We start from the raw sequence: 15,895 nt of genomic DNA, 5'->3' as shown, positions 1-15,895 counted from the left end.
GCGGCGGACACACCCGCACGTGACCGACCTCGACGCCACCGACGGCACCCCGGTCATCGACATCGCCCCGGGGTTCGCCGCATTCGGCCCACGAGGACCGCCCCGTCAGCCGGCCTGGCCCACGCAGACGCTGGACCTTGCGGTTCGCCTCGGCGATGGCCCGTGCGGGCGAGGGGTGCCCGGGCCGGCCGGGGCGCTGCGTCAGGCCTCGGTGGTGGTCACTGCGAGGACCACCAGGTCGACCAGGTGGCGGTGGCGAAGCCCAGTGACTCGTACAGCGGCCGGCCGAGCCGTGAGGCGGTGAGTGTCACCGTGAGGTCCGACATGGGTGCCAGGGAGCCGAGCATGACGGCCCGTCCGACCCCTCGGGAGCGGTGCGCCGACGCCGTGCCGACCCAGTAGTGGCTGCCGGACCCGTCGTGGACGACGGTGACCCCGGCCCCGGCCGTCTCGCCGTCGAGGACGGCGACGAAGACGTCCACGCCCGGCTGCTCGGTCAGCGTCGTGGGGAACATCTCGCCGGGACGGTAGGGGGTGAACCTGGTCAGCCCGAAGCCCTCGATCACGATCTCCTCGGCACTGCGCAGTTCGTGTGCCCGCCGGACGCGGACCACCTCCATCGCGGGGGCGGGGACGGGGCCGGGCGGGCGCACCATGATGGGCATCTGCCAGTTGCGCATGCCCAGGTGACCGAGGTCGGTGGAACCGAACGGATCCTCGGCATCCACCGGTCCGGCCGACCGGCCGGCCAGCTCGGTCAGCTCGGCGAGTTCGTCCGCGTCGAGGTCGGGTTCCTGCAGCAGGATGCGTGCCCCGGCGCGCTCGTCGCCGAGCACGGCGAGGAAGCCGCGCCGGCGGATCACCTCGTGGCCGCGGGCGTTACCGGTCGCGGTCCAGAACGCGGCGGAATTGCGGGCCTGGCGAATCGCCGCGTCGTCGACGGCCGCGGGGGCATCGGGATGGTCCCGTCTGCTTCGATCCTCGACACGGGCGTCGGGGGTGGTCTGCCAAGAGTTGGCCACGGTGGCTCCAGTTCGGTCACGGTGCGGTGGTCCCGGCGAAGGAGCGGACGAAGGGCCCGAGAAGAAGTCGACTCGGGCCTTCGTCATGCTCCGGCCTGACGACGTAATGTCGCTGATAACCGGGCCGATCTCAACCGGGATTGCCGAGCCGTCCGGCTTCCGGGATCTCACCCGGGCCCGCATGCCGCGGCCGTGCTCCCGCGATCCGCGGTGTGGCCGTGGTGCGGGAGGGCCGGGCGGCCCCGCCCTCCCGCCCGATTCCGTTACGGCTACGGCCAGCCCAGCTCCACCTTGGCGGGGGCGGTGTTCCAGCTCTTGGGGATGAACGTGATCATGTAGGTTCCGCGGTCGAAGTCGGCGTACCCGGAGGACCAGTTGCGGAACTTGCTCTCATAGACGTGCATGGGGCCCAGGTCGCTGTTGGGCGCGTGGTAGTGGTCACCGTGGGTCCACACCGTCTTGTCGGCATCCGCTTCCGTCTGGGCCCCGAACCAGCCGTAGTCGAAATTGACCCAGCTCTCGCCGGGCCTGGCGGGACTGCGCGGGATGCTCCTGTCTCCCGACATGTCGACCAGGCCGGTGCCCTGGTCGGGACGGAAGGCTGTCGGATCGCCGTACTTCCTCGTGTCGGAGGAGCCCCGTTGGTCCTGCCCGCTCCAGAAGTGCTTCGAGTAGATGACCGCCTTCATCTTGGACGGGTCGTAGTTGCCTCCGTCCCTTTCCTTGAAGGACGGTGTGTTCCGCAGTGCCGAGTAGAAGTTCGAGCGGCTGTCCTCGTGGAGCAGAGCGTCATTGCTGTTCGTGAGCCCCGCCTTGAGATTGGCGAGGTACGTCCCCTCGTCGTGGGCGGTCTCCAGGGCCTTGTTCATGACGGACGCCACATCCCGCGCCCTCTTGAATCCCTTCCCCTCGTCGAAACTTCCCTTGGCGATGCGGCCCTCGAACTCCGCGCGCGTTTCGCCGGGCCGGGGGCTGGTGTTCTTGAGGTCGTTCTTGTACTTGTTCTCGTCGAAGGACGCGAACGCCAATCTGTTCGTCGGATAGGGGCCCGAATTGACCCAGGTGACGCCGACGCAGCCGTAGGACAGCTTTTCTCGCTGCCCCTCGGTCATTTGCTGCTTCTTGCCGTCGCGGTGACTGTAGACCTGCTGCCACTTGCGTATGTAGTTGTTGATGACCGTGGTGGCCCTGCCCCCGTAGGCCTGATAGGCGTCAGGCATCCGTTCGAGCGGCTCGGCCGGAGGGGTCACCCTGTCGTCGGCACGGCTGGGGGGCCGGAAGGACGGGTCGGCGCTCGGAGACGATTCCCCCGGAGGCTTGCCGGGCTGCCCCAGAGCCAGGGCGCTTTCGTTGAGCGCGTTGATGTTCTTGACGTCTTCCGCCGTCAGGCCATGTGTTGCGGCGTAGGGCTTGTCTTCCGGGCCGCCACTGCCGGCGGCGGCCTGGCTGACCGTCGGGATGAACGCGGCGGTGCATATGACCGCGCCCGCGGTGGCGTAGGTGAGGAATCTTCTGTGTTTGTCCATGGAAATCAACAACTCCCTTGTGGTGATGTGCGGGAACGAGGGCGTGCGAGGCACGACAAGGCCGCCGCCGCGAGGCGGAAGGAGGCGCGGTGCCCAAGGAGACGGCGGTGCGGCGTGTTCGTCGCCGGTCACGGCCGTGGTGGCGCCGGGCGGAGCCGGCGTTAGATCAGCGTCATCGCCGAAGCGCCGACGCGGGCCCGGCCCGGGGCGTCGGAGCCGCCGTAGCGGGCCTGGACGCGCGGGCGGGAGCGCGGGAACGCGCCGGGGGCCGGGGTGTGGACGCAGAACTCGCCGCCCTCGGCGGCGCTCGCCCGGGCGGTGCCGGCCGGGGTGACCGCCTGGGCTCCCCGGGGGAGCGGAAGGGCGGGAGCCGCGGTCACGGCGACGGTGGTGCGGGTGCGGGTGCGGGTGCGGGTGCGGAGAGCGGCTCTGCGTATCACTTCTCGGCTCCTGGATGAGTGATCAGGTCGATACGAGCAGTGATCATGTCTCCGTGTTAACTCCCCGGCAACATCGTGGCTTTGAAACCGGCCAACCCGCTGATGAGGCGGTATCTGGCCATACGTTCGACCCGGCCCGGCGTGGGGGACGCGGTGCTGTCCGGGAACTTGGCAGCGTGGCGGATGCCCTCATTCCCGACCGGGACGAAGAGCCCCGTACGGCGGCGATCGCCCGTCTGTCCAGGTGGAAAGAGGGCCGTTGAGCCGCCGGGAGAGGCGCCGCGGACCCGGGCGTTTTCGGTGACCCCGGAGAGCCCCACGGGGTGCCGACGGCTTCCGTCGGTGTGAAGGCCGGGGCAGTGGCGTGCCACAACAGGTCACCGACCGGTGTCCCCCAGGCCGAGATGGTCGACCTGATGCCGCCATCGGCCGACCTGATGCCGCCTTCGGCCGACCCGATGCCGCCTTCGGCCGACCCGATGCCGCCTTCGGCGTCGTGGCCGAAGAGGGCGCACGGGGTGACACGCCGGATGCCCGGGACCGGCAGAACGGTGTCGGGCGGCGGGGCCGGGGACGGCTCGCCGGAAGCGGCCTCTCGCCGATTGAGTGCAACTCCCCAGCAGCGGCTACGCTTTGGTCGATCTTGAGAAGGGGCGCTGATGGGCACCAGATTTATTGAGGTAGACGAATCGCGGCAGGGCGAGCCGGGCGTGCGGAAGGGGGGCAGGACATTGACGGTGGGGGACCGGTCCTTCACCCAGGAGATATGGGTGAAGGTGGAGGATTACGACGACCTCGATCCGACCGTGACCGAGGACGTCCACCGGCACACGTTCGCCGTCCCGGGCATGGAAGTGCGGGCGGGGGCAGCCAAGGACGACGAGGACGGCAGCAGCGAATTCGAAACCAGACTGGTCCCGTCCGTCCAGTATTACCAGATCGAACTCGGGCCCGATTCGCTGAACAAGCTCCACGACGCGCTGCAGCCCTTCATCGCGGCCGCGAAGGAATGCGACCCGCCGAAGGCCCGCAAGGTACGCGCCAAGTAATCCTGGGTGTCCCCTCCCGCGAGGGGACATCGCCCTGCCCGGCCGCGGCGACTACCAGGGCACGACCTTTCCCTGGTAATCGAGGAAGTGGAGACCGCGCGCACCCCGCCGGCTCTGGATCGTCTCCACCACCCCGGGAATGCTTTCCGCCACGCTGAGATCGGCGTCGGGCCCGCCGAGTCCGGTACGCACCCAGCCCGGGTCCATGAGCAGCAGCGTCCGCGTGTCCTCGGCGTGACGGGCGGCATAGCCGCGCATCAGCTGGTTCAGCGCGGACTTGCTGGCCCGGTACAGGTCCTGCCCGCCCTCGGTGTTCAAGGCGATGCTCCCCTGGTCGGAGGACATGACGCCGATGGTGCCGGTCGGCGCGACCAGCGGCCCGAGGCACTCCACGACGCGCATCGGACCGAGCGCGTTGGTGACCATCACCTCGGTGAACATCTCCGTCGGCACCTCGCCGATCGGGAGGTCGCCGCGCGTGATGGCGGCGTTGACGAACAGCAGGTCCAGGGTGCGCCCGGCCAGCCGGTCGCGCAGGGCGGCGATCTGCTCCGGCTCGGTCATCTCCAGCGACTCCACCGTCAGCCGCTCCCCGGACGCGTCGGCCAGGTCGTGGAGGCCGGTGCGCCGGGTGCCCCGGACCGTGCCGATGACGTCCCAGCCGCGACGGAGGTACTCGGCGGCGAGCGCGAGGCCCAGGGTCCGGGAGGCCCCCACGACGAGAGCGGTCCTGCGGGTGTCGTTCACGTGATTCCTCTCCTCGGCCAGGACGGTCGTGCGTCATCCTTCGCGCACGACCGTCCTGACGACCGCGTCGACGAACAGGCAGCTGCCGCCCGTCGGTGTGATGCGACCGTGTGATGCGACGATCACCACGCCAGTCTCCGAGTGGCCCGGGGCGGGCGTCCAATACCCTTCCGACCGCGTTGATACCGTGACGGCATGGATCTGGATCTGGATCTGCGGAAACTCCGCTACTTCGTCGCGGTGGCCGAACATCGGCACTTCGGCCGGGCGGCACAGACGCTGTTCATCGCACAGCCCGTCCTCAGCCGGCAGATCCGCGCGTTCGAACAGGAGCTGGGCTGCGCGCTGTTCACCCGGACCACGCGCAGCGTGGAGCTGACCCCCGCCGGGCAGCAGCTGTACGACGAGGCGCAAAAGATCACCACCGTGGTCGCCGAGGCGCTGCGGCGGGTGCGGGAAGCCGAGCGGGGCCGGCAGCGGCTCGTCGTCGCCTTCTCACCCGGTCTGCACGTGGCGGACGCGATCCGGGCGTTCACCGCCCGCCACCCGGAGGTCGAGATCGATGTCTTTCCGCTGCGCTGGTGGGAGCAGGACGCGCCGCTCCGTGACGGCCGCGCACACGTCGGATACCTCCGGCGCCCCTTCGACGACACGGGGCTGCGCACCGTCCCCATCGGTCACGAGACCAAGGTCGCGTGCCTGCCCGTGACCCATCCGCTGGCCGGCCGTCCCGCGCTGACGTCGGCCGATCTCGACCGTGAGCCGTTCCTCGGCGTGCGGAGGCGGCGGACGGCCTCGTTGGAGGAGAAGTTCGAACTCATCGCCTCCGGGCAGGGCATCGCGCTCGTCCCCCTCAGCGTCGCGGGCTCGTATTCCCGCCCTGACCTCGTCTATCTGCCCGTCACCGACGGCTTGCCCGTGGAAACCTGCCTGGCGGCACCGGAAAGCGACCGCCCGGGCCCCGTACAGGACTTCCTGGCCCTCGCCACCGCCACCCTGCGCGGGCCCGTGGAAGCCTGATCCGCCGGATACGGCCTAGGCCTTGCGGAGGCGGTCGATGATGCCGTCGAGGTCGTGCCGGAAGAGATCCGGGCGGACCCAGTGGCCGCCCTCCCGCTCGTGTGACTCGTGCGGGATGCCGGCGCGGTCGAGGAGGCCGCGGAACTCCCGCTGGGTGTCGAGCACGTTGGTCTCGTTGAGCCGGTCCCAGATGCGTTCGGGGCTGGTGCCGGCCACCATGAACACCCGCTTGTTCCGGTAACTCTCCACCCGCTGGCACGGGTTGTCGGCGCTGACCCTGTTCTGGTCCCAGGGCACCCCGTAGACGGTGCCGCCGCCCAGGTCCAGGGCGGAGGTCGCGTTGGCCCAGTGGACGATGATGTCACCGCGGCCGCGCAGACTGGCCGGCCCGGAATGGGCGCTCACCGAGGCGAAGTGGCCCCAGTACTTGGCGGCGTACTTCAGCGCGCCGAAGCCGCCCATCGAGAACCCGGAGACGGCCCGGCCGTCGTACTCGGCGTACGTCCGGAAGTTGTCGTCGATCCACGGGATTAGCTGCTCGATGTGGAAGTACTCCCAGTTGCGGGGGCCCACGAAGGAGGTGACCGGGTTGGAGTACCAGCCCGTGTGCCCGCCGTCGGGCATTACGACGATCATGGGCTTGCCGGCGGTCCACGCCCGGATGCCACCCTCCGGCAGGCGGTCGAACTCGATGAAGTCGCCCCCGCCGCCGTGCAGCAGGTACAGAACCGGATAGCGGCGCCCGCTGTAGTGATAGTCGTCGGGCAGCAGGACGTTGACGGCGGGCTTCCAGCCGATCGCCGCGGTCTCGAACCGGTAGTACCACATGCGGGGGTCGCTCTCGCCCGCCTCCACGATGTGCAGCCCGCGACCGTCACCGGCCGCGGCGGCCGACGCCGCCGACCCGAGGACGGCGCCGCCGCCCAGCGCCAGCGCCGCGGACATTCCGCCGACGGTCTTCAGGACACCTCTGCGGGAGGGGTGGTGCTCGTTCATCATGATCTCCTGGTCGAAACGGGGGTAGCAGCGCGTCAGTTGTCGGTGAGCCAGGTGCCCTTGGTGGGGTTCCAGTGGATGGTGGCTTTCTGGAATTTCTGGGCTTTGCCGCCGGGTTCGTCGATTTCGTCGGTGGTGGGGTAGCCGAGTTTTCCTTCGTGGCCGGCGGTGTGGAAGGCTTTGTAGATTTCTCCGTGGACGGGGTGGGTTCCGGTTTGTGGGGACCAGAGGAAGAGGCCGTTTTCGAAGAATTGGTAGCGGCCGCGGGTGCCGTTGGGTGCGGGGGAGGCGTCGGCTTCGTCCATGGTGGGGAAGCCCCAGCGGCGTTCGGCGTCGGTGGCCCAGAATTTTTCGAGGATGTCGCCGTGGATGGCGTAGGCCACGTCCGGCCGCCAGATGATGATCCCGTTCCGGAACTGCTGGAAACGCCCGCCCAGCGAGGAATCGCGCTCACCCGTGACCGGCGGCCCCAGCACGCTGTCCAGTCCGCCCATGCCGTCGTACTTCACCCTGATCGCGCCGTAGGGCATCAGATCGTCCAGACGGTTGTACCGGCGGGGCGAGAACCCCCGCAGCCCGTTGCCCCACACCCGCTCCTCGGCCACGTGCCCGAAGTCGTACGTCTCACGGACCACCGGCTGTGTGTGGGCGGCATCCGCCCAGCGGACGAACAGCGCCACGTGGTCCGTGCCGCCCGAGTCCCGCAACAGGGCGTCACCGGCTTGCAGATCACCCGCCGGGATCTCGGAGGTGACGTTCCACAGACTCCAGGTGGTCAGCGACGAACCCAGGTGCCAGGCCATCGACACGAAGCCCGAGCAGTCCGGGCGGTAGCAGCCGAACTGGTTGCGGTAGCAGCCGCTCATGTCGTACGGCACCTGCTCGGCGACCCAGGACCAGGACCGGTCCATCACCTCGCCCCGCCCGATCGACCCGTCCGGGTCCGACGCGCTCGCGGCCGGTGCCAGGGACACGGTCACGACGAGGGCCGCCAGCCACAACGCCATGGCTCTCGTCACCCGCCGAAGAATCAATGCTCTCATGACTGTCCCCTGTTCAGTTGTCGGTAAGCCAGGTGCCCTTGGCGGGGTTCCAGTGGATGGTGGCTTTCTGGAATTTCTGGGCTTTGCCGCCGGGTTCGTCGATTTCGTCGGTGGTGGGGTAGCCGAGTTTTCCTTCGTGGCCGGCGGTGTGGAAGGCTTTGTAGATTTCTCCGTGGACGGGGTGGGTTCCGGTTTGTGGGGACCAGAGGAAGAGGCCGTTTTCGAAGAATTGGTAGCGGCCGCGGGTGCCGTTGGGTGCGGGGGAGGCGTCGGCTTCGTCCATGGTGGGGAAGCCCCAGCGGCGTTCGGCGTCGGTGGCCCAGAATTTTTCGAGGATGTCGCCGTGGATGGCGTAGGCGACATCCGGCCGCCAGATGATGATCCCGTTCCGGAAGAGCTGGAAACGCCCGCCCAGCGAGGCGTCCTCCTCCGCGCGGAGCGGCGGGCCGAGCACTCCGTCGTGCCGGCCCATGCCGTCGTACTTCGCCCCGATCGCGCCGTAGGGCCAGAACGCCTCATCCCGCATCGCCCGGGCGATGCCCTCCGCCTGGGCGTAGCGCTCCGGATAGGCGGACCGCTGCACCGCCTGGGCGAGTTCCCCGGCGGAGCTTCCCTCCATGCCGGGTTCCATGTGCTGGGCCACTTCGAAGAACTTGTTCGCCGCGTAGGTGACGTCGCGGACCTGGTCGGGGGTGCCCCAGCCCTGCGAGGGCCGCTGCTGGAAGACACCGAGCGAATCCCGGTCCCCGCAGTCGAGGTTGTTCATCCGGGACTCGACCCAGCCCGTCTCGAAGCCGGCGAGCATCACCTTGTCGGACACGCCCCGACGCTGGCCGACCTCGTAGACCTTGCGGGTCACCGCTATGTCCCGCTCCGGTGGTATGTCGCAGTACAGGTCGGCCGTCGCGCTGTGTCCGAGGGGGCCGGGCACATCACGCGCGCCCCGCGCCCAGGCCGGCCCGCTCAGGGCGGACACGGCCGTGACGGCCAACAACACCGCTGTTCCGAATCTCGAGCATCGTGCCGCTGCGCCACGCACGTCCTTGCTCCTCGCTGTCAGAGGTGATGCCGTCCGGGATCAACGGGCCGCAAGGTAGTCGTGGGGCGCCGCCGCCCGGCATCCGGGACCTTCCGGGGTGACAGCGCCCGACGATCCGCGATACAGCTACGTCAGCCGTGCATCGCGGCAGTCACGACGAGTCGAGGGAGAGGTGTGTCACCGAACGGGCGTGGGGCGCGGGCACGGCGGGACCGCGGGGCGGTCCTTGGTCCGCACGGCCGGCAGCCACGCGGTGGAGCGCGCGGCGCCGGGCGGGAGACGGACGCGGAACCACTGCGCGGACCACGCGCCCCGCTCGTCGACGATGGGCACCCCGTTCGGCAACCGGCAGTCCACCGTGAGGACGTCACCGTGCCACACCCGGGTCGGCACGACATTGTCGACGGTGTACGGCCGCAGCGGGTCGACCGCCAGGCCGAGGCTGCACTCCGGATCCCGGTCCGGGCGGTCACCGCAGCGCTCCTCGGTGTTGAAGACCCGGATCCGGGCCGCGGCAGCGGCCCGCGGGCCCACCGTGGCCGTGGCGGCGGACCCGCCCGGCTCGTCGGATCCGGCCGTCGCGGCGGAGCCGCCGTCGCGCACGGCATACGTCCAGCCCGCCGCGACCGCCCCGCACACCGCGACGGCCACCAGCACCGCGCGCGTCCTGCCGCGCCGGAGCGCCCACGGACGGGCGGCGGCCCCTCCGGGCCCCGTCAGGCCCATTCGGTCCGCCCGGCCCGTCTTCCCGGCGGGTTCCGTGTCCGTGTCCTGCCGGGCGCCGATGCGGGCGAGCAGGCTCCCGGCGGTGTGCGCGGCCCGCGCGTCGTGGGTCGGGGCCAGGCAGTCGGCGGCCAGCGCACGCCAGAAGGGCGGCACCGCGTTGTCCATCCGCAGCGGGGCACGTCCGTCGGCGTATTCCTGTGCCGCGGCCGCCCGCGAGACGGGTGTGGCACCGGGGAACGGCGAGGCGCCCGAGGTGAACATCTCGTGGATCAGGATGCCCAGGGCCCAGATGTCGGCGCTCGGCCGGACCCGCACACCCCGCTCGCCGAGCGGGGCCTTCCAGCGCTCGGGCGGCAGGTAGTCGAACGTGCCCATCGGCGGCCCGTACCCGTGCGTGCCGCGGGTGCCGGTCAGTTCCGTGACGAGCCCGAAGTCCGAGAGCTTCGCCGAGCCGTCGGCCATGATCAGGACGTTGTCCGGTTTGAGGTCACCGTGCACCCAGCCGCCGTGGTGCAGATGTGCCAGCCCCACACAGACCTCGGTGATCAGCCGGGCGCCCTCGGCTTCGTTCACGCCGGTCTCGAGCAGGTCCCGCAGACTGCGTTCGGCCCGCTCCATGACGAGGACGATCGCGCCGTCCAGGAACGGGTGGCCCGGCTCGCTGAGCACGAGGGAGTCCAGCAGACGGATCAGCCTGGGGTGGCGGGCCCGGCGGCCGAACTCCACCTCGCGCCGGGCGGTGTCCGCGACCTTGCGGGCCTGACGGGGGGCGAGCCCCTCGGTCGGTAAGAACTTGAGCGCGACGTCTTCCCGGCCCCCGGCCGGGCTCTCGCCGTCGTCGACCGCCCGCCCCGCGTACACCGTCCCCCAACCACCGGACGCGATGGGGTCGGTGACCTCCCACCTGCCCACGCGGAGGCCGTGCGGCAGGGGCTGGACGCGCTCACTTCGCGACGAGCCGGCCGGACCGTGCACCGTTCACCCCTCCGGTCCGCCGGGCGTGCCGGGGTATGCCGCCGCTTGCCATGGATCCCGGTCTCATTCCCCGGTCTCCCGTCCCCGTGGGCCCGCCCCGGCCCGGGGCGGCAGCAGCGCGAGGTGTTCCTCCCGGACGAGACCGAACCGCAGGGCGAGTCCGACGACCGCCTCCCGCTTGCCGTTGCGGCGTGCTTCGCGGCCCGGTTCACCCCCGGCCGGGGCGTCGATGCGCATCTTCTCCCCGGCCAGGTAGTCGATGTGCGAGCTGACGGCCCGGGTCGTCAGCCGGCCGCAGGCGGGGTGCCGGCGGAGCCGCTCGACGATCTGGGGAGTGGTGGGCACCGCGACCGCCGACTCGTCCCGCAGGCGCGGTTCGCACAGCGCGACCAGCACCAGGAAGTAGGTGGCCGTCTCGTCCAGGGAGTACGCGGTGACGGTGCGACTGCCCCACGGGCCGCCCGTCTCGTGCGGATCCATATAGACGTGGTCGGGGGCGAACACCTGGAAGGCGACCGTGGTGCTGTTGCGGGTGGGCAGCACGACCCGGGAGAACTCGAAGGGGATGGGCGCTCCGGCCCGGCGCGGCGGCACGCGGAGGTATTCCCCGGCCCCTTCGGGGTTCTCCACCAGATAGCTCTGGGTCGTGCTGTGATTGCTGAGCTGCCAATGATCGTCGGTCACCCGGATCTCCCCCGCCAGCCGGGAGATCGCCTCGTCGACGAGGCGGAGTTCGACCGAGGTCGTCGCCGATCCCCGTCCGAAGCGCGCCACTTCCCCCGGGCCGAGCCGTAACGTCACCGCGTCACCGCACGGCCCCCCGCCGGCGGTGCCACTCTCCCGCGGCAGATAGACCACTATTCCGCTCACTGCCCCCTCCTCACACCCGGTCAACGGCTGTCACGCACGCCGAACGTTACACACGGGTTCCCGGCCCGGTCCGGTGGTCGCCGACCCGGTGGCCGTCGGACACCCCTGGCCGGTAATGACCGGAAGCGCTCTCGTCGTTGGCGGTGCGTATGGGGTCCGTCACGCCGCAAAGCCGGACATTCTGGAGTTTCCGGTGGGCGCCGAAGGGCGTCCGTGGTGCGGCCCCGGCGAGTGCGGCCGAGGCCGGGTTTCCCGGCGAACCCGCTGGTCACGGCGGCTGAAATGTGATGGGCGCATGTCCGGAACCGCCTCACTGGGTGTCTGAAATTCATCGGTCATGGCGCATATTCGCCCGGTGGGATCCATGGGGTTTGGCCGGGTTCGGTCCATGATCGTTTGCTGTGGACAGAGGGGATTGCCTGCCCCTAGGATCCAGCCTGGCCTGACCGGACACGGTCGAGGAATTAGCCGAAGACTTTTTGACATTCGGGGGAATTCATATGCCCAGCCCCACCGTGTGGAATGTCGTGCTCGATGCAGGAGCTGACACCGACATTGTGCTCGCCGCCGATTTTCCGGTGACAGGCCGAAACGAGGGTGGATTCGCCGAACTGGCGCCGGGCCTGCGGTTGGACTGCGCCCTGTGGCAGACGGTCGCCCCCGTCCGCAGCCCCGAGACGGACGCCCTGGACGAGGCCTACCTGGAGCCCTGGCTCTCCGAGGTCGCCGCGAGCGGACGGACGGTCCGCGCGGTACTGGGCTACTGCGCGGGCTCGGTGTTCGCCGGCGTGCTCGCCGAGAAGATCGCCGCGCGGCAGGCCACCGCTCCGCGCGTGGTCGTCTTCGACCCCGAACTGGTCGACGTCCCCACCGTTCACCTCCAGTTCGGCCGGGTGATCGGCAATATGACCACCGTTTTGACGGCCGAGGAAATCAAGGAGCTGACCGACGCCGCGGAACGGCTCGTCGCGAAGCCCGGTATCGGACCGGTCGAATTCGCCGCCGGGCTCTACGGCGCCTTCCGGCCGATCGGCACCGCCGCGCTCCGGCGGGCCGGACTGGACGAGGACTACGCCGGCGAACTCGTCACCCTCGTCGGCTCGTTCATGGCCTACCTCGCCACCGCCGCCGGACTCGACCCGCGCCCCGGCTGGGCACGGGCCACCGTGATCACCTCCGCCAGCGAGCAGAGCGGCCTGAACCGGCTGCGCGCCACGCCCGGCATCGCGCCCATCGAGATCGCGGACGAGCGGCGCTTCGAGGTCGAGCACCGCGACCTGCTGCGCACCCCCGCCGTCGCCGAGTCCGTGGCCGGCGTCCTGGCCCAGCCGGGGGCGCACGCGTGAGCCCTGGACTCCCGGCCGGCCACGTCCGTCCGACCCGCAAGGAGAGCACCCTCTGGCTGCTCGACGAGCTGGTCCCGGACAGCGGCGCGAGCAACCTCTCCCTCGCGGTCCGGGTGCGCGGCCGCCTCGACGCCACCGCCACCACCCAGGCCCTCCAGCTGCTGACGGCACGCTTCGAGGTGCTGCGGACGGTCTTCCACCGCGACGACACAGGCGGTCTGACCAAAACCGTCGCCCCGTCCCTGACCGTCGGTCTGGAGGAGGCGGAGCACCCCGGGGGCGAGGCGGACGAACGAGCCGTCCTGACGGCCTTCGTGGCCCGCCCGTTCACCCCCGACGGCAGTCCGCTCCTGCGGGCGCTGCTGCTGCGCGGGCCGGACGCGGACGTGCTGTGCCTGGCCGTCCACCACGCCGTCTCCGACGTCCAGTCGACGGCGATCCTGCGCGCCGAGTTCGTGGCGCTGTACGAGGCGGTGGTCGCGGGCGAGTCCGCCGGGTCCGCCGAGGTGCCCGCCTGGCACGAACCCGAACCGTCGGCCGGGAGCCGGCAGTACTGGCGCGAGCAGATGGCCGGATTCCGCTCCTCGGGGCTGGAACTCTGGTGCGAGCAGCGGGAACAGGCCGTCACCACCCTCCAGGGCGACGAGGTCACCCACGTCCTGTCGCCCGAGGCCCACGCGGTCGTGCGCCGCCTCCAGCGCGAGCTGCGGGCGCCGGAGTCCGTCGTCCTCCTCGCCGCCTACGCGGCCCTCCTCGCCGCCCACGGGGCCGGCCCCGACCTGACCATCGGCTCGCCGGTGAACACCCGCCCCCGCGAGGCGGTGGACACGGTCGGCTACCACAGCAACCTCGTCACCCTGCGGCTGCCGCTCGACCGCGACGCGAGCTTCAAGGACCTCACCGCCCTGACCCGGCGGACGTTCATGGAGGCGATGGCGCACAAGGACGTGGCGGCCGACGACGTGCTCGACCTGGTCGAGCGGGACGGCTCCGGCTGGCGCAACGGACTGTTCAAGCACGTGTTCAACTACGTGCCCTTCGCCGAGGACCAGCGCGCCTTCACCATCGCCGGCGCCGACGCCGAACTCCTCGTGGTGGAAAACGGCTTCAGCCAGTTCGACCTCGAATTCTTCGTCTCGGCCAACAAGGACACGGCCACCGTCCGCGCGGTGTTCTACACCGGCGTGCTGGACCGGTCGGACGTCGAGCTGATGGTCCACCGCTACGACGCCCTGCTGGTCGCGCTGGGCACCTCGACGGACGCCCCCCTCGCCACGCTGCCGGTCTGGTCACCCCGGGACCACGCGGTCATCGACGCCGCCAACGCGACGGACCGCACCATCGACACACCGTCGGTGCTCGCGGGATTCGCCCGCCGGGCCGCCGCGGCACCCGCGGCCGTGGCCGTCCGCGACGGCGACCGCACGATGACCTACGGTGCCCTGTGGTCCGCCGCCGTCGCCACCGCCGCCCGGCTGGCCGAGGCCGGTGTCCGGCGCGGCGACGTCGTCGCACTGCTCCTGCCGCGCGGAGCGGCCCTGGCCGCCTCGGTGTTCGGCACCTGGCTCGCGGGCGCAGCCTACCTGCCGCTCGACCCCCACCACCCCGCCGAGCGGCTGGCCTACCAGCTGGACGACGCCGGCGCCCGCACCGTGATAACCGGGGCGGGGATCACGGCCCCGGACGGCCGCGCCACCGTGCCCGCCGTCGACCGGGACGACGTGCCCGACACGCCGGTGGACGTGGCGGCGGCCGCCGCCGCCGATCCCGACGGCCTCGCCTACCTCATCTACACCTCCGGATCGACCGGCAAGCCCAAGGGCATCCCGATCCGGCACCGCAGCCTCGTCAACCACATCGTCGACTACGCCGACCGGTTCGGCGTGGCCGGCGGGACGCGCCCCACCGGCTGGCTCAGCACCTACAGCTTCGACACCTCCTCGCTCGAGCTGATGATGCCGTTGCTCCACGGCGGGCACACGGTGGTCCTCCCCGACGAGGCGCGGACCGACGGCGGCCTGCTGGCGGCCGCGGTGGCCGCCCACGACATCGGCCTGCTGCAGGCCACCCCGACCACCTGGCGGATCGTCGCCCGCGACGCCGCCGGCACCCTGGCGGGACGCACCGTCCTCACCGGCGGCGAGCCCCTGCCCGCCGAGCTGGCGGCCACGCTGCTGGCGGCGGGCGCCGACCTGTGGAACGTCTACGGCCCCACCGAGAGCACGATCTGGGCCACCGCGGGACGCATGGGCGCGGACCCCGGCGGCCGCGTGGACGTCGGCGCGCCCGTCGCCAACACCCGGATCTTCATCGCCGACCCGCACGGCAGGCCGCTGCCGCTCGGCCTGCGCGGCGAGTTGTGCGTCGCGGGCGTCGGCGTCGCCTCCGGCTACCACGAGCGGCCCGAACTGACCGCGGAACGCTTCGGCGAGAACGCCGAGTACGGGCGGTTCCACCGCTCCGGCGATGTGGCCCGCTGGCGGCCGGACGGCCGGATCGACCTGTTCGGCCGGGTCGACCGGCAGGTCAAACTGCGCGGCAACCGCGTCGAGCTGGCGGAGGTGGAGGCCGTGCTGCTGGGCCACCCCGACGTCGAGGCGGCGGCCGTCGTGGTCGTCGGCGACCCCGGCGCGGACGGCACCCTGGCCGCGTTCGTCCGGGTGCCCGGCCGCCCCGAGGCGGTCGACGAACTCTGGGACCACGCCCGCGGGCAGCTTCCCCGCTCGGTGGTCCCGCACCGGTTCATCGCCGTGGACGCGTTCCCCCGGACCGGCAGCGACAAGGTCGACTACCTGGCCCTCGCCGAACGCGCGGCGCACCACCGCGGCCCCGTCGCGGGCGGCGAGACCGCCGAGGCGGGCGACGACGACCTCACCACGACCCTCGTCGGCCTCTTCGCCGAACTGCTGGACCGCCCGGACCTGGACGCCGGGGCGCACTTCTTCGCCAACGGCGGCCACTCGCTGCTGGCCGCCACGCTCGCCCAGCGGATCAAGGACATCACCGGCGTCCGGCTCGCCCTGACCGACGTGTTCGAGACCCCGACCCCCGCCGCGCTGGCCGACCGGCTGCGCCGGCTCGCCTGACGGGTTCGTG

General features: G+C 71.1%; 13 protein-coding genes and 1 pseudogene. 5 read left to right on the top strand and 9 right to left on the bottom strand.

Annotated elements, in window-relative coordinates; genetic code table 11:
• Positions 1 to 19 precede the first annotated feature (19 nt).
• Positions 20 to 133, top strand: a pseudogene (locus ACZ6MA_RS07515) (S-adenosylmethionine-dependent methyltransferase); the annotation flags it as partial.
• An 85-nt stretch (positions 134 to 218) separates the two neighbouring features.
• On the opposite strand, the gene ACZ6MA_RS07510 reads toward ACZ6MA_RS07515, so the two are convergent.
• The 3 genes from ACZ6MA_RS07510 to ACZ6MA_RS07500 form a co-directional block, all read right to left on the bottom strand.
• A complete protein-coding gene (locus ACZ6MA_RS07510) occupies positions 219 to 1,022 on the bottom strand; it encodes a GNAT family N-acetyltransferase (protein ID WP_469431831.1) in 804 nt (267 codons plus the stop codon).
• 269 nt (positions 1,023 to 1,291) lie between these two features.
• On the bottom strand, positions 1,292 to 2,548 hold the full coding sequence (locus tag ACZ6MA_RS07505) for a protein-glutamine gamma-glutamyltransferase (protein ID WP_469431830.1): 1,257 nt from the start codon (positions 2,546 to 2,548) through the stop codon (positions 1,292 to 1,294).
• A gap of 161 nt (positions 2,549 to 2,709) precedes the next feature.
• Positions 2,710 to 2,988 carry a hypothetical protein gene (locus ACZ6MA_RS07500; protein WP_469431828.1) on the bottom strand — a complete coding sequence of 93 codons (279 nt, stop codon included), beginning with the start codon at positions 2,986 to 2,988 and terminating at the stop codon, positions 2,710 to 2,712.
• Positions 2,989 to 3,725: 737 nt separating this feature from the next.
• Here ACZ6MA_RS07500 and ACZ6MA_RS07495 point away from each other — a divergent pair.
• Positions 3,726 to 4,037 (top strand): hypothetical protein, encoded by a 312-nt coding sequence (locus ACZ6MA_RS07495; protein ID WP_469431827.1) that lies wholly within the window; start codon positions 3,726 to 3,728, stop codon positions 4,035 to 4,037.
• A 51-nt stretch (positions 4,038 to 4,088) separates the two neighbouring features.
• On the opposite strand, the gene ACZ6MA_RS07490 is transcribed toward ACZ6MA_RS07495, so the two are convergent.
• The gene (locus ACZ6MA_RS07490) at positions 4,089 to 4,784 is read right to left on the bottom strand and encodes an SDR family oxidoreductase (RefSeq protein WP_469431826.1); all 696 of its coding nucleotides are present in this window, start codon (positions 4,782 to 4,784) and stop codon (positions 4,089 to 4,091) included.
• 201 nt (positions 4,785 to 4,985) lie between these two features.
• Between ACZ6MA_RS07490 and ACZ6MA_RS07485 the strand changes: the two genes are divergently transcribed.
• On the top strand, positions 4,986 to 5,804 hold the full coding sequence (locus ACZ6MA_RS07485; protein ID WP_469432279.1) for a LysR family transcriptional regulator: 819 nt from the start codon (positions 4,986 to 4,988) through the stop codon (positions 5,802 to 5,804).
• 15 nt (positions 5,805 to 5,819) lie between these two features.
• On the opposite strand, the gene ACZ6MA_RS07480 is transcribed toward ACZ6MA_RS07485, so the two are convergent.
• From ACZ6MA_RS07480 to ACZ6MA_RS07460, 5 genes are all read right to left on the bottom strand, one after another.
• Positions 5,820 to 6,803 carry an alpha/beta hydrolase gene (locus ACZ6MA_RS07480; protein WP_469431825.1) on the bottom strand — a complete coding sequence of 328 codons (984 nt, stop codon included), beginning with the start codon at positions 6,801 to 6,803 and terminating at the stop codon, positions 5,820 to 5,822.
• A gap of 32 nt (positions 6,804 to 6,835) precedes the next feature.
• Positions 6,836 to 7,819, bottom strand: a complete 984-nt coding sequence (locus ACZ6MA_RS07475) for a hypothetical protein (RefSeq protein WP_469431823.1) — start codon at positions 7,817 to 7,819, stop codon at positions 6,836 to 6,838.
• 37 nt (positions 7,820 to 7,856) lie between these two features.
• Complete coding sequence (locus tag ACZ6MA_RS07470) at positions 7,857 to 8,819, bottom strand: LGFP repeat-containing protein (RefSeq protein ID WP_469431822.1); 963 nt, start codon at positions 8,817 to 8,819, stop codon at positions 7,857 to 7,859.
• Between the two features lie 240 nt (positions 8,820 to 9,059).
• Positions 9,060 to 10,520, bottom strand: a complete 1,461-nt coding sequence (locus ACZ6MA_RS07465; protein WP_469431821.1) for a serine/threonine-protein kinase — start codon at positions 10,518 to 10,520, stop codon at positions 9,060 to 9,062.
• 126 nt (positions 10,521 to 10,646) lie between these two features.
• Entirely contained in the window at positions 10,647 to 11,453 is an 807-nt protein-coding gene (locus ACZ6MA_RS07460) for a serine/threonine protein kinase (protein WP_469431819.1), read from the bottom strand.
• Between the two features lie 578 nt (positions 11,454 to 12,031).
• On the opposite strand from ACZ6MA_RS07460, the gene ACZ6MA_RS07455 reads away from it, so the two are divergent.
• Complete coding sequence (locus ACZ6MA_RS07455; protein ID WP_469431818.1) at positions 12,032 to 12,799, top strand: hypothetical protein; 768 nt, start codon at positions 12,032 to 12,034, stop codon at positions 12,797 to 12,799.
• A complete protein-coding gene (locus ACZ6MA_RS07450) occupies positions 12,796 to 15,885 on the top strand; it encodes a non-ribosomal peptide synthetase (RefSeq protein WP_469431816.1) in 3,090 nt (1,029 codons plus the stop codon). Before ACZ6MA_RS07455 ends, ACZ6MA_RS07450 begins: the two co-directional genes overlap by 4 nt.
• Positions 15,886 to 15,895 lie beyond the last annotated feature (10 nt).

It is taken from the genome of Streptomyces sp. NPDC042259 (assembly GCF_055582085.1).
This window is presented reverse-complemented; position numbering and strand designations above follow the sequence as displayed.